Origin of the sequence: Streptomyces puniciscabiei, from assembly GCF_006715785.1 — a bacterium.
GTDB lineage: Bacteria > Actinomycetota > Actinomycetes > Streptomycetales > Streptomycetaceae > Streptomyces > Streptomyces puniciscabiei.
The window spans coordinates 6174455-6189810 of the sequence record NZ_VFNX01000001.1 but is presented as its reverse complement, the minus strand read 5'-3'; the positions used below and the strand labels follow the sequence as shown (position 1 = coordinate 6189810).

Genomic DNA, 15356 nt, shown 5'->3' with positions numbered 1-15356 from the left:
CGCCGTGGCTCGATCGCGGCCAGGCGTCGGGGAGTTGCCCCGCGCCGCGCGTCAGCGGAGCAGTGTGCCCACGGTCGCCGGTACGACGGCGGCCGTGCCGGCGACCGGCGGCAGGACCCGGTGCACCGCGCGCACCGCCCGGACCGGCGACATGGATCCGGTGCGCCGCCGGTCATGGCCGGTGCCGACCTGCGCGATGCGGGTCTCCTCGGCCTGGCCCGACTCCCCCGGATCCCCCGGCCCGCCGGCCACGCCTTCCGGCACCCCGCCCGAGGTGAACCCGTGCACCGGGTCCCCGGCATCGCCCGTCGAGAGCCCATCGCCCGCCGAGGACCCCGCCTGTGAGCCCGCTGGCGCGTCCGCCCCACCGTCCCCGGCACCGCCGGAACGGACCGGAACGCCGGGAACACCGGGTGCCCCCGGCCCGCCCGGCGCCGCGTCCGGCCGGCCCGCCCCGTCCGCCGCCGGCTCCAGCACCCAGCGCTGGTCCGGCGAACCGTCGCGCGGTTCCAGCGCGACGCTCGCGGAGGTGTCGCCGGAGCCCGGAGCCAGCGCGAGGTCCTCGTGCCGGCGCGGCAGGATCTCGCCGCGCACGGTGATGTCGTACGCCACCTCTCCCGCGTGCACGACACACCCGGCCAGCACCACACTCTTCGCACCGGGGTCGGCGGCCAGGCACAGGGACGGGTCGGCGGCGCTGCGCAGCAACCCGTCGTCCTGGTACGACCACTGCTGCGAGGCGGCGGAGGTGCAGGGCGCGAGCACGACACCCGCGCCCGCCCGCACAGTGTCCCCACGCACGTCCAGGCAGCGCCCGGACTCGAGGCCGCGCAGGCCGCCGCGGGCCACCTCGGCGGGTTCGCCGGCCGAGGCGGCGGAGGAGTTGGCGGCCCGTGCGCCGGTGTCGCCCGGGCGTGTGGTGTGACCGGCGGGGGCACCCCAGGTGGCGCCGGGCACGGGGACACCGTTGTCATCGGACCAGCTCCTGGCCGCGAGGACGGTGACGAGCAGCGCGAGCGAGGTCAGTCCGACGCCGATGGCCAGGGCTGCGCGGTGGCGGTTGGCGGGCCCCGTTCGGTGTCTGCCGGCCCCTCTCGCCTCCCCCTGGCCGGGCACCGGGGCACACGGCAGGTCCTCGGCGGCGCCGCGTCCGGGGCGCGAGTCGAGGTAGCGGCGGGCGCCCCAGCCGAGCACGGTCTCGGCGAGCAGGAGGCCCAGGCCGTCGTCCACCAGACCGAAGGTCTCGGCGGCGTGCCGGCAGTACGCACAGGCCGTCAGATGCTGTCGTACGTCCGGCAGCAGGGCGCCGCCTCGGCGCATCGGGACGTCCAGGAGCCGGTTGTAGAAGCGGCATTCCTTGGTCGGCGCGAGTTCCCGGTGGGCGCGTACGCAGCCCGCCCGGAATTGCTCGCGCGCCTGTTCCAGGGCGGCCGTGGCGGTGGCCGGGTCGATGCCCAGCAGACCAGCGGGTATGTTTATCGGTTCCGCTTCTACCTCGGTGTGCCACAGAAGACATTGCGAGGCGCCGGGAAGGGCCCGGAAGGCGCGCTCGGCGAGTTGTCGCCTTTCCGGCGTTCCGGGCTTTGCCGCACGCAGTCCGCGACCTCCGGTGGGTTTGCGCAATTCCGGCAGGGTCGCGCAGGCCACGTCGTCCGCCGCCCAGGCGCGGACGATGTCGCGGACGGCGACGAGCAGGTGCGGGCGCAGGGCGCCGCCGGCCGCTCCGCCCGCCGTCCGGCCGAGGACCTCGTGGAAGGCGGCGGTGGCCACGAGTTGGGGCGCGGGACCGGCGGAGGCCAGACAGACGACGGCGTAGTCGCGGGCGGCCCGCCAGTGGCGGGCCAGCAGCAGGGCGACGGCGTGGTGGTGGGCGGCGTGCGGGCCGCCGAGCCGGGCGGCGAGGTCACGGTCGGACTCCCCGGGCGAACCGGGCAGCGGCGGATACGGCGGGCGTGGGGGGTGGGGGGACTGCACGGAACCATTTCCTTCCAGCCGCAGGACCGCACACGAAATGCCGTCCTGACGGAAAGCAGTGCCATGTGATGCATACCTGGTTCTGGTACATACCTAAAGGGCCGGCCCTGGCGTTCGACGCCTGCCTTCGCCCTCCCGCGGGAAGGCTCACCTTCGCACACGCTGCTCACAGGAAACAAGAAGTTCGATTGACACGGTTTCAAAGTCAGCGAATTGCTCGGGGGTTACCGCCGGTATCACTTCCACAGCCGGTTCCCATGTTTCTCCGGGCGTGCTCTCATCCGGGTGCCCGAACATGGTCCGCATGATCGCCCCCCACTCCACAACCACCCCCGCCTCGTCCCGTACGGTCCGCAAGGCGGTCGTACCGGCCGCCGGACTCGGTACCCGCTTCCTGCCCGCGACCAAGGCCACACCGAAGGAGATGCTGCCGGTCGTCGACAAGCCGGCCATCCAGTACGTGGTCGAGGAGGCGGCCGCGGCCGGTCTGGACGACATCCTGATGGTCACCGGCCGCCACAAGCGGGCCATCGAGGACCACTTCGACCAGGCCTTCGAACTGGAACAGGCGCTGGCGGCCAAGGGCGACACCGTGCGGCTGGACGCGGTGCGCGATCCGGCGCGGCTCGCCGACATCCACCACATCCGCCAGGGCGACCCGCTCGGTCTCGGCCACGCCGTGCTGTGCGCCCGTCACCACGTCGGCGACCAGCCCTTCGCGGTGCTCCTCGGCGACGATCTGATCGACCCCCGGGAGACCCTGCTGAGCCGGATGCTCGGGGTCCGCGAGCGTCACGCGGGCAGCGTGGTGGCGCTGATGGAGGTCGACCCGGCGCAGATCCACCTCTACGGCTGCGCGGCGGTGGAACCGGCCGGCGAGGACGGGGTCGTGCGCGTCACCGGACTGGTGGAGAAGCCGGCCCGGAGGACCGCGCCGAGCCGGTACGCGGTCATCGGCCGCTATGTCCTCGACCCGGCCGTGTTCGACGTCCTGGAGCGCACCCCGCCGGGCCGCGGCGGCGAGATCCAGCTGACCGACGCCCTGCAGGCCCTCGCGACGGACGGCACCGTCCACGGGGTCGTCTTCGACGGCCTGCGCTACGACACCGGCGACAAGGCCGACTACCTGCGCACGGTGGTCCGGCTGGCCTGCGCCCGCCCCGACCTCGGCCCCGAATTCTCGCGCTGGCTCAGGGAGTTCGTGGCGGGACTGGAGGAGGGCGCGACGGGCGGCCGGGACGGCCGCCGGGCCGCGTAGAGCCTCGCACCGGGCGAGAGAAGGGGCCTCCCGAGGCCCCCTCTCCATCGCCTGTCGCTTCCTAGCTGTTGGGACGCAGCGTCCAGACGACCGTCATCTCGCCCGTCACGGCGCCGTCCGCGCGGCGGATCTCGATCGCCACGGGGAACTCGGGGCGCTGCCCGGCGTCCAGCTCGGCCACGACCTCGGCGGCCGGACGGCCCAGCGTGGCGGTCGCGGTGACGGCGCCCATCGCGAGCTTCTTGTAGGCGATGTCGGCACGGACGGCGAGCGGCACCGCGCGGGAGAGCTGGTCCCCGAAGGCGGCCAGCACGATGGCGCCGCTCGCGGACTCCCCGAGCGTGAACATCGCACCGGCGTGCGGTCCGCCCACATGGTTGTGATACGCACCCTGGTCGGGCAGGGACACGACGGCCTTGTCCGCAGAGGTCTCCAGGAACTCCAGGTTCAGCGTCCGGGCCATGGGCACGGTGGCGGAGAGCATCTCGCCGATCGACATCTGGTCTGCACTCATGGCGCCATGTTACTCACGAGTAGCCGAAACTGGCCAGCTCTGGCCCCTCCCCGTCCCGCTTCGCTACGACCCTGACGAGGGCCGGTGACCGAATCGTGTCCCTCGCGGCACTAGGGTTACTGGCCATGTGGCCAGATCAGCAGCCGCCAGGGGGCGCGCCGAACCCGCAGAACAACCCGCAGCAGAATCCGTACCAGCAGCCGGGTTACCAGCAGCCGAATCCGTACCAGCAGCCCGGATACCAGCAGTATCCGCAGGCCGGGCCGTACGGCCAGCAGCCGCAGTGGGGGCAGCCGCAGCCGCCCACCGCGCCCGCTCCGCAGCCTCCGCAGGGTGGCGGCCGCACGAAACTGATCGCGATCGTCGCGGCCACCGCGGTCGTGATCGCGGCCGCCGTGACCGGCTATCTCGTCCTCGGCAAGAAGGACGGCAAGGACGACCGGGCCGACGGCGGCAAGGGCGGGCAGGCGAGTCAGTCGCCGGCCGCTCAGCCCACGACCAGCTCGTCGGCCACGGACGACCCGCGCGGAACCGGGACGGACAAGCCGGCCATCCCCGGCTGGAAGGTCGTGGTGAACCCCAAGTGGGGCGTGGCCTTCGACGTGCCGCCGCAGTGGGAGGTCCAGTCCACCGGCCTCGCGGTCGGCTTCGACTTCCCGAAGAGCGAGAAGGACACGGGCATCACCATGTCGGGTCTCGCCGAGTACCAGCCCAAGTGGTGCACCTCGGACGACGACAAGGACGGCCGCACCGAGGACACCCCGCTGGCGGTCGTGGGCACCAAGGGGGCGAGCGGCGCCAAGAACACGGACGAGATCGCCCTCAACACTCCGCCCTGGTGGGTCTACGGCGGCTACACCATGCCGGACAAGAAGAGCATCTCCTGGGACAAAAAGGCCACTTCCTTCAAGTCCGCCTCGGGTGTCGAGGGCAGCTACGCCTGGGCCCAGTCGACCCACACGCCGCGCAAGGGCAAGTGTGTGACCGACGGCAAGGCGCTCACGTTCGGCTTCCAGAACTCGGCTCACGACTACGTGTCGTTCAACTTCTACGGCGCCAAAGGCGTGAACGGCGAGGTGTCCAGGGCGACCGTACTGAAGGTGCTCAGCACCGTCCGGCTGCACGGGGACCCGACGAACCAGTGAGCCCGCGGGGTGTTCCGGCCCGCCATGGCACGGCGGGCCGGAACACCGTGGAGCCTCAGCCCTGGCGCAGGTGGCCGCGGTAGACCCAGTGGCCCACGGGCGCCTTGCCCTTGGTCACGACGTCACGGAGGGCGACGGGCTGACACCTGATCGCCCCGGACGCCGAGGCGGGCACCGCGAGGGACGGCGGGCAGGGCGGCGCCGATGAGCGCGGCCGTACCGTCTATGACGGGGCGTCATGGCAGTCAAAGGAGCGCGCTGCCGGGCGAGTTGGGCAGGCCGACGCTCGCGCGGACCGGCTGCCCCGGCACCGGGGTGATGGTCGCCGCCGCGTCAGCCGATGCCGAACGCCCCGCCGGGGGGCTCGGGGGACGGTACGGCGTCGGCGTCCTCGACAGGACGGACGGAACCGGTGAACTCCCGCAGCGCCGCCCCGTGTTCGACCCGCGCCGGGAAAGCGTCCGCAGCGGTACGACGGGCCAGCGCGGCGGTGTCGAGGGGCCGGTGTGCCGCGGCGAGCACCGCGTTGCCGAACCGGCGGCCGCGCAGCACCGCGGGCTCGGCGATCAGCACCAGTTCCTCGAAAAGGGCCCCGAGCGTGGCCAGTTGGGACCGCAGGAACCCGAACGGCGCGGCGTCCGCGAGATTGGCCAGATAGACCCCGCCCGGCCGCAGCACCCGCTCGGCCTCGCGGGCGTAGGCGAGCGTGGTCAGGTGCGCCGGCACCCGGGACCCGCCGAAGACGTCGGCGATCAGCACATCGGCGTGATCGTCCGGCGCCGCCTCCAGCCAGGCCCGGGCGTCGGCGGCGTGCACCGCGACACCCGAGCCCGCCGGCAGCGGCAGATACTCGGCGACCAGCTCCAGCAGCCCCCGGTCGGCCTCGACGACGTCCTGCCGCGAGCCCGGCCGGGTGGCCGCCACATAGCGCGGCAGCGTCAGCGCCCCACCGCCGAGGTGCAGCACGTCCAGCGGCCGCCCGGCCTCCGCCACGGCGTCGAGCACATACCCGAGCCGCCGCGCGTACTCGAACTCCAGATGCGCCGGATCGTCGAGATCGACGTACGACTGCGGCGCCCCGTCGACGGTCAGCAGCCAGGCCCGGTCGCGATCGACATCGGGCATGAGCTTGGCGGTGCCGTGATCGGTGGTGCGGGTCACGGGTATGGGATCGTTCACCTCTCCATTGTGGGGGTGACCGCGCTACCCGACCGCCGTCACGGTCCCCGCTCCGACCGTCCGACCACCTTCACGGATGGCGAACCCCAGCCCCGGCTCCAGCGGCACCTCCCGCCCCAGCTCGACCGTCATCTCCACGGTCTCTCCGGGCCGGACCACACCCGCAGCACCGAGGTCGACGTCACCGACCACGTCCGCCGTACGGATGTAGAACTGCGGGCGGTACCCGGTCGCGACCGGCGTCGTACGACCTCCCTCGCGCCCCGCCAGCAGGTACACCCGCGCCGAGAACCGCCGCGCCGGCACCACGCTCCCCGGCGCCGCCACCACATGCCCGCGTCGCACGGCGTCCCGTGGCACCCCCCGCAGCAGCACCGCCACGTTGTCCCCGGCCTGCGCCTCCTCCATCGGCTTGCCGAAGGTCTCGAGCCCGGTGACCACGCTGTCCACCCCGGCGCCGAGAACCGAGACCCGGTCCCCCAGGCGGAGGGTGCCCCGCTCCACCGCGCCCGTGACGACCGTGCCCCGACCGGTGATGGTGAGGACGTTCTCCACCGGCAGCAGGAACGGCGCGTCCAGATACCGCTCCGGCATCGGCACGTACGTGTCCACCGCGTCGAGCAGCGCCTCCACGGCCGCCGTCCAGCGCGGGTCGCCCTCCAGCGCCCGTAGTCCCGAGACCCGCACGACGGGTACGGAGTCGCCCGGGTAGCCCTGGGCGGTGAGCAGGTCGCGGACCTCCAGCTCGACGAGGTCGACGAGCTCCTCGTCGTCCGTGCCGTCGGCCTTGTTGAGCGCGACGACGATGTGGTCGACGCCCACCTGCCGGGCGAGCAGCACGTGTTCGGCGGTCTGCGGCATGATCCCGTCGAGCGCGGACACGACGAGGATCGCCCCGTCGAGCTGTGCGGCGCCGGTGACCATGTTCTTGACGTAGTCGGCGTGCCCCGGCATGTCCACGTGGGCGTAGTGCCGGGTGTCGGTCTCGTACTCGACGTGCGCGATGTTGATGGTGATGCCGCGGGCGGCCTCCTCCGGGGCCCGGTCGATGCGGTCGAACGGCACGAAGGTGCCGGTGCCGCGCTCGGCGAGGACCTTGGTGATGGCGGCGGTCAGGGTGGTCTTGCCGTGGTCGACATGACCCATGGTGCCGATGTTCAGGTGCGGCTTGGTGCGCACGTAGGCCGTTTTGGACATGGCTGTACCTCGAAGCCTCTCAGCCGGTAGGAGAAACGCGGGACCCCGGGGACTGGCCGACCCTCCCCCTGCGGGGTCCGCCGGACGTTCCGGAGAGGGTCAGCTTCGGGCGCCGTCGACAGCGGCCACGAGGATCAGGACGGCAGCCTTCGGCGCATCCGCGACGGCGGATGCTGCGAGGAGGAAGGCGTACCGGAACATGCGGTCGATCATCGCCGAGCAGACGTCCGGCGTCGAACGATTTTCGGCTGCCGGTGAGTTGAGGTCCGCCCGCCGGGGATGCTCACGCGCCGATGTTCTTCAGCGCCTCCCGGACGGTCAGCGGCGCGAACCTGCCCCGCTCCCGGGCCAGGAAGGCCCGTACCGCCTCGGGGTCGGTCTTGGCGTACTCGCGCAGGGCCCAGCCGATCGCCTTGCGGACGAAGAAGTCGGGATGCCCGGACTGGAGCAGGCAGTAGCCGAACAGCCGCTCGGCGTCGGTGTCTTCCTTGCGGGTCAGCTGGTGGAGCAGGGCCGTGCGCACCGGCCACCGGTCGCCGTCGGTGATCCAGGCGTCCATGTCGGCGGTGAGCCGCGGGTCGGCGGCGACCAGGCGCCCGACCACGTGGGCGGCGAGCAGATCGACGGTGTCCCACCAGGGGACGGTCGTGACGAGGTGCCGGGCCACCGGCAGGAAGCCGGAGGAGCACCGGGCGGCGTGCCGGCGCAGGTAGTCCACGGCGAAGTAGTGGTACTCGCGCTCGGGCAGCGACCAGCAGCGCAGCGCGATCGCGGTGCAGTCGGCCTCGTCGGGGCGCGGGGTGCCCGCGAGGACGGTGCGGGACAGGGTGCGGCGGTCCGGCGTGGGGATGCCGAGAAAGGGGGCCACGTCCTTCATGTACGCCCGCATCGGTCCGGCCCGCCCGGGATCGGCGGCGGCCGCGAACACGGCCGCCAGCCGCTCCAGCACGGTGTCGGCGAGAGCACTGGGCGGCACGTGCGGCGGGGCCGTACCCAAGGCGGTCATGAAGGAACGATACTATCGCACACCCGTTCGATCACGGCTGTCCGATCACGCGCCTCGAACCGCGGCGCAGCGCCCCTCCGACGCGGGTTGCACCCCCCTCGGCACCGGCGTTCCCTGGAAGTAGTGGCGGTGAAGCGGCGGAGGTGACAGAGGTGAAAGCCGTCGTCTACGAAGAGCCCTTCAGCGTGGTGGTGAAGGACGTCCAGGATCCCCGGATCCAGCATCCCAACGATGTGCTCGTACGCGTCACGTCGACCGCGATCTGCGGTTCGGACCTGCACATGTACGAGGGCCGCACGGCGGCCGAGTCGGGCATCGTCTTCGGGCACGAGAACCTCGGCATCATCGAGGAGGTCGGCAGCGGGGTGACCTCCCTGTCCCAGGGTGACCGTGTCGTGATGCCGTTCAACGTCGCCTGCGGATTCTGCAAGAACTGTCTCGCCGGCAAGACCGGCTTCTGCCTGACGGTCAATCCCGGATTCGCGGGCGGGGCCTACGGCTATGTGGCGATGGGCCCGTTCATCGGCGGCCAGGCCGAGCTGCTGCGGGTGCCGTACGCCGACTTCAACTGTCTGAAGCTGCCTCCGGGCGACGAGTTCGAGACGGACTTCGTGCTGCTCGCCGACATCTTCCCGACGGGCTACCACGGTTGCGAACTCGCCCAGGTCTCCCCTGGCGAGAGCGTGGCCGTCTACGGCGCCGGACCGGTGGGGCTGATGGCCGCCTACTCGGCGCTGCTGCGCGGTGCGGCGAAGGTGTTCTCCGTCGACCGGGTGCCCGAGCGGCTGGCCAAGGCGGAGGAGATCGGGGCCATCCCGATCGACTTCACCAAGGGCGATCCGGCGGAGCAGATCAAGGAACAGACGGGAGGCGAGGGCACCGACAAGGGTGTCGACGCCGTCGGCTACCAGGCCCAGGCGCACGACGCCAGCCACGAGGAGCCCGCCATCGTCCTCAACGAGCTGGTCCAGACGGTACGGCCGACGGGCATGCTCGGCGTACCCGGTCTGTACGTGCCCGCGGACCCGGGCGGCCCCGACGACCACGCCAGGCACGGCCAGCTGCTGGTGTCGATCGGCAAGATGTTCGAGAAGGGCCAGCAGATGGGCACCGGTCAGTGCAACGTCAAGCGGTACAACCGCCAGCTGCGCGACCTGATCATCGCCGGGCGCGCCAAGCCCAGTTTCGTGGTCTCCCACGAGCTGCCGCTGGACCAGGCGCCGCAGGCGTACGAGAAGTTCGACAAGCGGATCGAGGGCTATACCAAGGTGGTACTGCACCCCGGTCACGCTCTCGCCGCGTGAGACACGGGACCACGGGTCCGGGCGCCACGGGTGCCCGGACCCGCTGGGTGCGGCGGACCTGACGGCGATCACACGCGTTCGTCGGTTAATGTCACCGGATGCTCGATGCCAACCGCTCTGGCACCGCCACGGCCCCTCCCCGGGCCGCCGCCACGGAGCTCGCCGTACCGGTGTCACCCCTGCCCCGCGCCGGTTTCGCCGGTCGGTGCGGGCGGGCGCTGGCGCATCCCCGTGCCCGGCTGTCCCTGCTGCTCGCCCTGCTCGCCGGTGCCGCCGCGAGCGTGCTGGTCTTCGAGCCGCAGCGGCTGCTGACGCACGGCTGGCCGCCGCAGCTGGGCGGGGCCGCGGCGGCCGCGGTGTTCGGCGTGGCGTACGGGCTGTGCACCGTGGCGTTCGTGCCGCGCCCCCTGCTCAACCTGGCGGCGGGCGCGCTGTTCGGCTCGCAGCTGGGACTGGCGACGGCGCTGGCGGGCACGGTGCTCGGGGCGGGCGTGGCCTTCGGGCTCGGGCGGGTGCTCGGGCAGGACGCGCTGCGCCCGCTGCTGCGGGGCCGCTGGCTCAGGGCGGCCGACGGTCAGCTGAGCCGGCACGGGTTCCGGTCCATGCTGGCCGCCCGCCTCTTCCCGGGTGTGCCGTTCTGGGCGGCGAACTACTGCGCGGCCGTCTCCCGCATGGGCTGGTGGCCGTTCCTGCTGGCCACTGCCGTCGGTTCGATCCCGAACACCGCCGCCTACGCGGTCGCCGGCGCCCGCGCCTCCGCGCCGACATCCCCCGCCTTCCTGATCGCGATGGCCGGGATCGCCGTACCGGCGCTGCTGGGCGCGGTGGTGGCCTGGCGCAAGCGTCACCATCTGCGCCGCCGGTAGGGGTCACTCCGGTCGGAGGCCCTCGAGGATCATCGCGTTGGCCAGTCCGCCGGCCTCGCACATGGTCTGCAGGGCGTAACGGGCGCCGCGCTCGCGCATGGCGTGGACCAGGGTGGTGGTCAGCCGGGTGCCGCTGGCGCCGAGCGGGTGGCCGAGGGCGATCGCGCCGCCGTGCACGTTGACCTTGGCCAGATCGGCGCCGGTCTCCTGCTGCCAGGCCAGTACGACGCTGGAGAAGGCCTCGTTGACCTCGAAGAGGTCGATGTCGGCCAGCTTCAGTCCCGCCCGGTGCAGCACCTTCTCGGTCGCCGGGATGACTCCGGTGAGCATGAGCAGCGGGTCGGAGCCGGTGACGGCGAAGCTGTGCAGGCGGGCGAGCGGGCGCAGGCCGAGGCGGGCCGCGGTGTCACCGGAGGTGATCAGGACGGCGGAGGCGGCGTCGTTGATGGGGCTGGCGTTGCCCGCGGTGACGTTCCACTCGATCTGCGGGAAGCGCTCGGCGAAGGCGGGGTCGTAGTAGGCGGGCTTCAGGCCGGCGAGGATCTCCGGGGTGCTGCCGGGGCGGACGCACTCGTCGCGGGCGACGCCGTCCAGCGGCGCGATCTCGGGGTCGAACAGGCCCTTGTCCCAGGCCGCAGCGGCCTTGTGGTGCGAGGAGACGGCGAACTCGTCCATCCGGGTACGCGTGAGGGACCACTTGGCGGCGATCAGCTCCGCGCTGATGCCCTGCGGGACCAGGCCCTCGGGGTAGCGCTCGGCGACGCCGGGACCGAAGGGGTCCTTTCCTGCGGGCACGTTGGACCACATCGGCACCCGGCTCATCGACTCCACACCGCAGGCGACGACGAGGTCGTACGCCCCGGACATGACGCCCTGCGCGGCGAAGTGGACGGCCTGCTGGGAGGAGCCGCACTGCCGGTCCACCGTGGTCGCCGGCACCGTCTCCGGGAAGCCGGCGGCGAGGACCGCGTACCGGGTCGTGTTCATGGCCTGCTCGCCGACCTGGTCGACGGTGCCACCGATGACGTCGTCGATCAGCGCCGGGTCGACGCCGGAACGCTCGACCAGGGTGCGCAGGGTGTGGGCAAGCAGCTGCACGGGGTGGACATGGGCGAGGGAGCCGTTCGGCTTGCCCTTGCCGATGGGGGTGCGTACGGCTTCGACGATCACTGCGTCGCGCATGGCGCGGGCCTCCTTGGCCGCCTGGCTGTCCGCAGCGAGCCGGGCGGCGGGCTGCGACAGCTACCAGTGAGTAGGAAATCCAAACCCACCATAGCTTGACGGGTTGGAAAAACAAACCCTCCTCTAGACTGGCCCTCATGGCCGCACGAAAGACCGCCCACGACCCGCGCCCCTGCTCCATCGCCGACGCGCTCGCGCTGGTCGGCGAGAAGTACTCCCTGCTCGTCCTGCGCGAGGTGTGCCTGGGCAACGGCCGCTTCGACCAGCTCGTGCGCAACATCGGCGCCCCCCGCGACATCCTGGCCACCCGGCTGCGCCGGCTCGTGGACGCCGGGATCCTCACCAAGCGGGTCTACAGCGAGCGCCCGCAGCGCTTCGAGTACCGGCCCACCCAGGCGGGCCTCGAACTGGAGCCGGTCCTCATGACCCTCAAGGAGTGGGGCGACCGCCACATCCGCAAGGGCGCCGACCTGCCCATGGCCGTCGAGCACGTCTGCGGAAACGAACTGGTCCCGGTCGTCACCTGCCGCGCCTGCGGGGAGGAGGTCCGCCACGAGGACCTCACGGCGCATCCGCAGGCGCCGGGGTGGACTCTGACCGGACCGACAGCGGCGTAAGCGCCCCGGAAGGGGCGCGGGGCTGTATCGATATGCGGCTCCGCCGCGTGCACGCGACCAGCCACAACGGACCGGCAGCCGCTCGACGGCCCAGTGCGGCGCCTACAGCGGCGTACCGTAGACGTCAAGCCGTCCGCACATCCCCCATCGCCCCTGCTCAAAGGGAAATTCCGCCTGTACAACCGCCTCGGCAAGGTGGGCGGCGTCGCCCGCCGCCAGTTGATCCAGATGCCGGCCTGTCGCATCCGACGCAGCCAGCGCACCGCTCCGCCAACGCCGCCGCCACTCGGCGACCCGGGGCCGGACGAGCGCAACGGCGGCCCGGTGGAAGGCGGCCAGCGCTTCCGGCCCCGAAGCCTCGCGCAGCGACCGGTAACCCTCCAGAGCCAGGTCACGCCGAGCGCGAGCGGCCCGCTCCCGCTCCGCCTCCGGCGCGTCCGCCGGGATCGTGGTCGCGGCGGCGTACGCCTCCGGATCGGCCAGGTACTCCGGTGGGAGCGTGAGCACCGCGTCCCCGGCCTCCGGCAGCCCGCTGTTCTGCATGAGGACGGTGATGCGCAGATCGCCGTCGTTGACCAGCCGGTGGATGGTGCCCGGCGTGAACCAGGCGACCGTGCCGGGCGCGAGCGGGGTGACCTCGTAGCCGGACGTGGTCAGCGTCTGCACGGCGCCCCGGCCGCCGGTGACGACGTACGCCTCCGAACAGGCCAGGTGCATATGGGGAGTTCCGCCACGCGCCCCGTCGGCGGCGGGCCAGTCGTACACGCACAGCCGGGACACGGCGATCCCGCCCGGCAGACCGGTGAACGTGTGCTTCCCGGAGCTCACCACGGATGTGCCTCCAGGTACGTGACGACGTGCGCCCGCTGCCAGGCACCGTCCGCCACGACGACCCGGTAGCGGCGGCGGAGCGCGTCGCCGGGGGCGAGCTCCAGCTCCTCGAAGAAGGACCAGGAGGGGGCGACGGCGGCGAAGGGGTCGTTGCGGACGAACCAGTGGGCGGGGTGGGTTCCGCCCGCGCCGGAGTGGTCGTTCTCCGGGGCGTGCGCGAAGACGAGGGTGGCGTGGCCGTCGATCCCGTCGTGTTCGCCGGAGTAGGCGAGCCAGGGCGCCTGGGTGCCCATCAGTGCGGGGCCCTCCCCCTCCGGGCCGATGATCCGCCCCTCCCGGAAGGCGCGCGGACCCCGCCAGAACAGGCCCGTGTAGCCCGCCAGTTCGCGCCCGGCGGTGGTGGGGCTGCCGAAGCGCAGCGGCTCGGCGCGCCGGTTGGTGATCGCGCTGGTCCAGGTGAGCGCCCAGGAGCCGGAGTCGTGGTCGATGTCATGGACCTCGATCCGCCGCTCCTCCTCCGCCCACAGCTCGCCGTCGTACGGATGCCAGGTCAGCCGCTCGGCGATCACCGCCCGGCCGTCGGCCGCCGAGACCTCGTCGAAGCCGGCGTGGCGCATCGAACCCACCCGTTCGGGCAGTTCGAGGTATCCCTGCCCGTGCACATAGGTGTTGCCGCCCCACAGATTCGCCCCGGACAGGTGCGAGGCGGTCAGGGACAGGCCCTTGTGCCAGCGATGGTCGTTCGGGCGGTGGTCGGTGACGACGGCGCCGGTGAGGGTGCGGACCGGGTGCAGGTAGGGGCGGGGCGCCTCCCAGGCGGCTTCGGCGCGGTAGACGTAGGCGAACAGGTCGACGCCCGTGGCCGTTTCGGAGACGGTGATCCGGTCGCCGTGCGCGTGGACCACCCGCGGTACGCCGGTCATGCCGGGACCTCGTCGGCGGTCACCGGCGCCCAGCCGGGGGCGCCGCCGTGCAGGGCGGCGTAGTAGGGGTCGCCGGGCCCGATGCCGCCGGCGCGGACGGTCGTGTCGGTGAACGCCGACTTGTACAGGGCCGTGATCAGCTCCAGGCTCGTCCGCCCGTCCGCGCCGCTGCTGCGCGGCCGCTCACCCGCGCGCATGCTCGCGACCAGCTCGCGCAGCTGGGCCAGGTGGGAGCTGGGCACGTCCGGGCCGAAGTCCCGCCAGCGCTCGGCCAGTTCGGCGGGTACGTCGGGGGCCGGGGTGATGCGCCAGTCGTCGTTGGCGTGCCCGTACAGGTGGGTCAGCTCGACGGTCGCGCGCTCGCAGTCGATGCGGATGCGGCTGACCTCGTCGGGGCTCAGCACGCTGTTGACGACGGTCGCGAGGGCCCCGCTCGCGAAGCGGACCAGCGCGGTGGAGACGTCCTCGGTCTCGACGTCGTGCACCAGCCGCCCAGCCATGGCCCGCACCTCGCTCCACGGGCCGAGCAGATCCAGCAGCAGGTCCATCTGGTGGATGCCGTGCCCCATGGCCGGGCCGCCGCCCTCGGTGTGCCAGCGGCCCCGCCAGGGCACGGCGTAGTAGGCGGTGTCCCGGTACCAGGTGGTCTGGCAGTGCGCCACCAGGGGCCGCCCGAGGGCCCCTTCGGCGAGCAGCCGGCGCACATGCCGGGATCCCGAGCCGAACCGGTGCTGGAAGACGATCGCCGCGTACGGCCCGCCGTCCGCGCCCTCCGCCGCCTCGATCGCGTCGAAGTCGGCGAGCGAGGGCACCGGCGGCTTCTCGCACCACACCCAGGCCCCGGCGCGCAGCGCGGCCAGCGTCTGCGCGCGGTGCAGGGTCGGCGGGGTGCAGATGCTGACCAGGTCGGGCCGCTGCTCGGCCAGCATCCGGTCGAGGTCGGTGTAGGCGTGCGGGATGCCGCCCTCGGCGCAGAAGGCCTCGACGGCGCCCTGGTCGATGTCGACGGCGGCCACGACCTCTACCTCCCCCTCCCGCGCGAGCTGGGCCAGCGCCGGCAGATGGGAGCCGCGCCCGATGGCGCCGGTGCCGATGACGACGGCACGGATACGGCGGCCGGTGAACCGGGTCGGCGGACGGGAGCGGTCGGGCCTGGGCGGGAGGGGAGAGGGCGGCATGGGCGGGTTCAGCACTCCTCCGGTACGGCGGGCGCGCGGGCCGACGATGCGGCGAGCATGTTCAGCAAGCGCTTTCTCCTGCGCTGCAACGTAAGCGGAGGCGCCGGGACCGGTCAACACCAGGGAGCGGCTGAACCGTTCGACCGCCGATTCGGCGCAGTGACTCCGGCCGACTACGCTGC

Annotated in this window: 14 protein-coding genes; 5 read left to right on the top strand and 9 right to left on the bottom strand. The window is 72.7% G+C overall.

Translation table 11 applies throughout. The features are described 5' to 3' along the window. Window positions 1-51 precede the first annotated feature (51 nt). Window positions 52-1974 (bottom strand): RICIN domain-containing protein, encoded by a 1923-nt coding sequence (locus FB563_RS28705; protein WP_142218981.1) that lies wholly within the window; start codon window positions 1972-1974, stop codon window positions 52-54. A 304-nt stretch (window positions 1975-2278) separates the two neighbouring features. Between FB563_RS28705 and galU the strand changes: the two genes are divergently transcribed. Beyond that, window positions 2279-3232, top strand: coding sequence for a UTP--glucose-1-phosphate uridylyltransferase GalU (gene galU / locus FB563_RS28700; RefSeq protein WP_142218980.1), 954 nt, complete (start codon window positions 2279-2281; stop codon window positions 3230-3232). Window positions 3233-3293: 61 nt separating this feature from the next. Here the strand turns inward: galU and FB563_RS28695 are convergent, their stop codons facing one another. After that, the gene (locus FB563_RS28695; protein ID WP_199833039.1) at window positions 3294-3746 is read right to left on the bottom strand and encodes a DUF4442 domain-containing protein; all 453 of its coding nucleotides are present in this window, start codon (window positions 3744-3746) and stop codon (window positions 3294-3296) included. A gap of 125 nt (window positions 3747-3871) precedes the next feature. Between FB563_RS28695 and FB563_RS28690 the strand changes: the two genes are divergently transcribed. Beyond that, window positions 3872-4891 (top strand): DUF8017 domain-containing protein, encoded by a 1020-nt coding sequence (locus tag FB563_RS28690; protein WP_055710323.1) that lies wholly within the window; start codon window positions 3872-3874, stop codon window positions 4889-4891. Window positions 4892-5224: 333 nt separating this feature from the next. Here FB563_RS28690 and FB563_RS28685 read toward each other — a convergent pair whose 3' ends face one another. From FB563_RS28685 to FB563_RS28675, 3 genes are all read right to left on the bottom strand, one after another. Beyond that, the gene (locus FB563_RS28685; protein ID WP_055710322.1) at window positions 5225-6070 is read right to left on the bottom strand and encodes a spermidine synthase; all 846 of its coding nucleotides are present in this window, start codon (window positions 6068-6070) and stop codon (window positions 5225-5227) included. Window positions 6071-6094: 24 nt separating this feature from the next. After that, complete coding sequence (gene tuf, locus FB563_RS28680; RefSeq protein WP_055710321.1) at window positions 6095-7267, bottom strand: elongation factor Tu; 1173 nt, start codon at window positions 7265-7267, stop codon at window positions 6095-6097. Window positions 7268-7550: 283 nt separating this feature from the next. Beyond that, window positions 7551-8273: a DNA alkylation repair protein gene (locus FB563_RS28675; protein WP_055710320.1), complete on the bottom strand. Its 723-nt coding sequence runs from the start codon at window positions 8271-8273 to the stop codon at window positions 7551-7553. Window positions 8274-8425: 152 nt separating this feature from the next. On the opposite strand from FB563_RS28675, the gene FB563_RS28670 reads away from it, so the two are divergent. Together FB563_RS28670 and FB563_RS28665 are read left to right on the top strand one after the other, a co-directional pair. Further along, complete coding sequence (locus tag FB563_RS28670; protein WP_055710319.1) at window positions 8426-9577, top strand: glutathione-independent formaldehyde dehydrogenase; 1152 nt, start codon at window positions 8426-8428, stop codon at window positions 9575-9577. 98 nt (window positions 9578-9675) lie between these two features. Continuing rightward, a complete protein-coding gene (locus tag FB563_RS28665; RefSeq protein WP_142218979.1) occupies window positions 9676-10443 on the top strand; it encodes a TVP38/TMEM64 family protein in 768 nt (255 codons plus the stop codon). 3 nt (window positions 10444-10446) lie between these two features. Here the strand turns inward: FB563_RS28665 and FB563_RS28660 are convergent, their stop codons facing one another. Continuing rightward, on the bottom strand, window positions 10447-11625 hold the full coding sequence (locus FB563_RS28660; protein WP_055708875.1) for a thiolase family protein: 1179 nt from the start codon (window positions 11623-11625) through the stop codon (window positions 10447-10449). Window positions 11626-11762: 137 nt separating this feature from the next. On the opposite strand from FB563_RS28660, the gene FB563_RS28655 reads away from it, so the two are divergent. Then, window positions 11763-12242: a winged helix-turn-helix transcriptional regulator gene (locus tag FB563_RS28655; RefSeq protein ID WP_055708876.1), complete on the top strand. Its 480-nt coding sequence runs from the start codon at window positions 11763-11765 to the stop codon at window positions 12240-12242. Between the two features lie 102 nt (window positions 12243-12344). Here FB563_RS28655 and FB563_RS28650 read toward each other — a convergent pair whose 3' ends face one another. The 3 genes from FB563_RS28650 to FB563_RS28640 are packed head-to-tail and all read right to left on the bottom strand — an operon-like array spanning window position 12345 to window position 15174. Further along, window positions 12345-13073 (bottom strand): cupin domain-containing protein, encoded by a 729-nt coding sequence (locus FB563_RS28650; RefSeq protein WP_055708877.1) that lies wholly within the window; start codon window positions 13071-13073, stop codon window positions 12345-12347. Then, window positions 13067-13996 (bottom strand): DUF6807 domain-containing protein, encoded by a 930-nt coding sequence (locus tag FB563_RS28645; RefSeq protein ID WP_055708878.1) that lies wholly within the window; start codon window positions 13994-13996, stop codon window positions 13067-13069. The genes FB563_RS28650 and FB563_RS28645 overlap by 7 nt, the downstream gene beginning before the upstream one ends. Beyond that, complete coding sequence (locus FB563_RS28640; protein ID WP_055708879.1) at window positions 13993-15174, bottom strand: Gfo/Idh/MocA family protein; 1182 nt, start codon at window positions 15172-15174, stop codon at window positions 13993-13995. The genes FB563_RS28645 and FB563_RS28640 overlap by 4 nt, the downstream gene beginning before the upstream one ends. Window positions 15175-15356 lie beyond the last annotated feature (182 nt).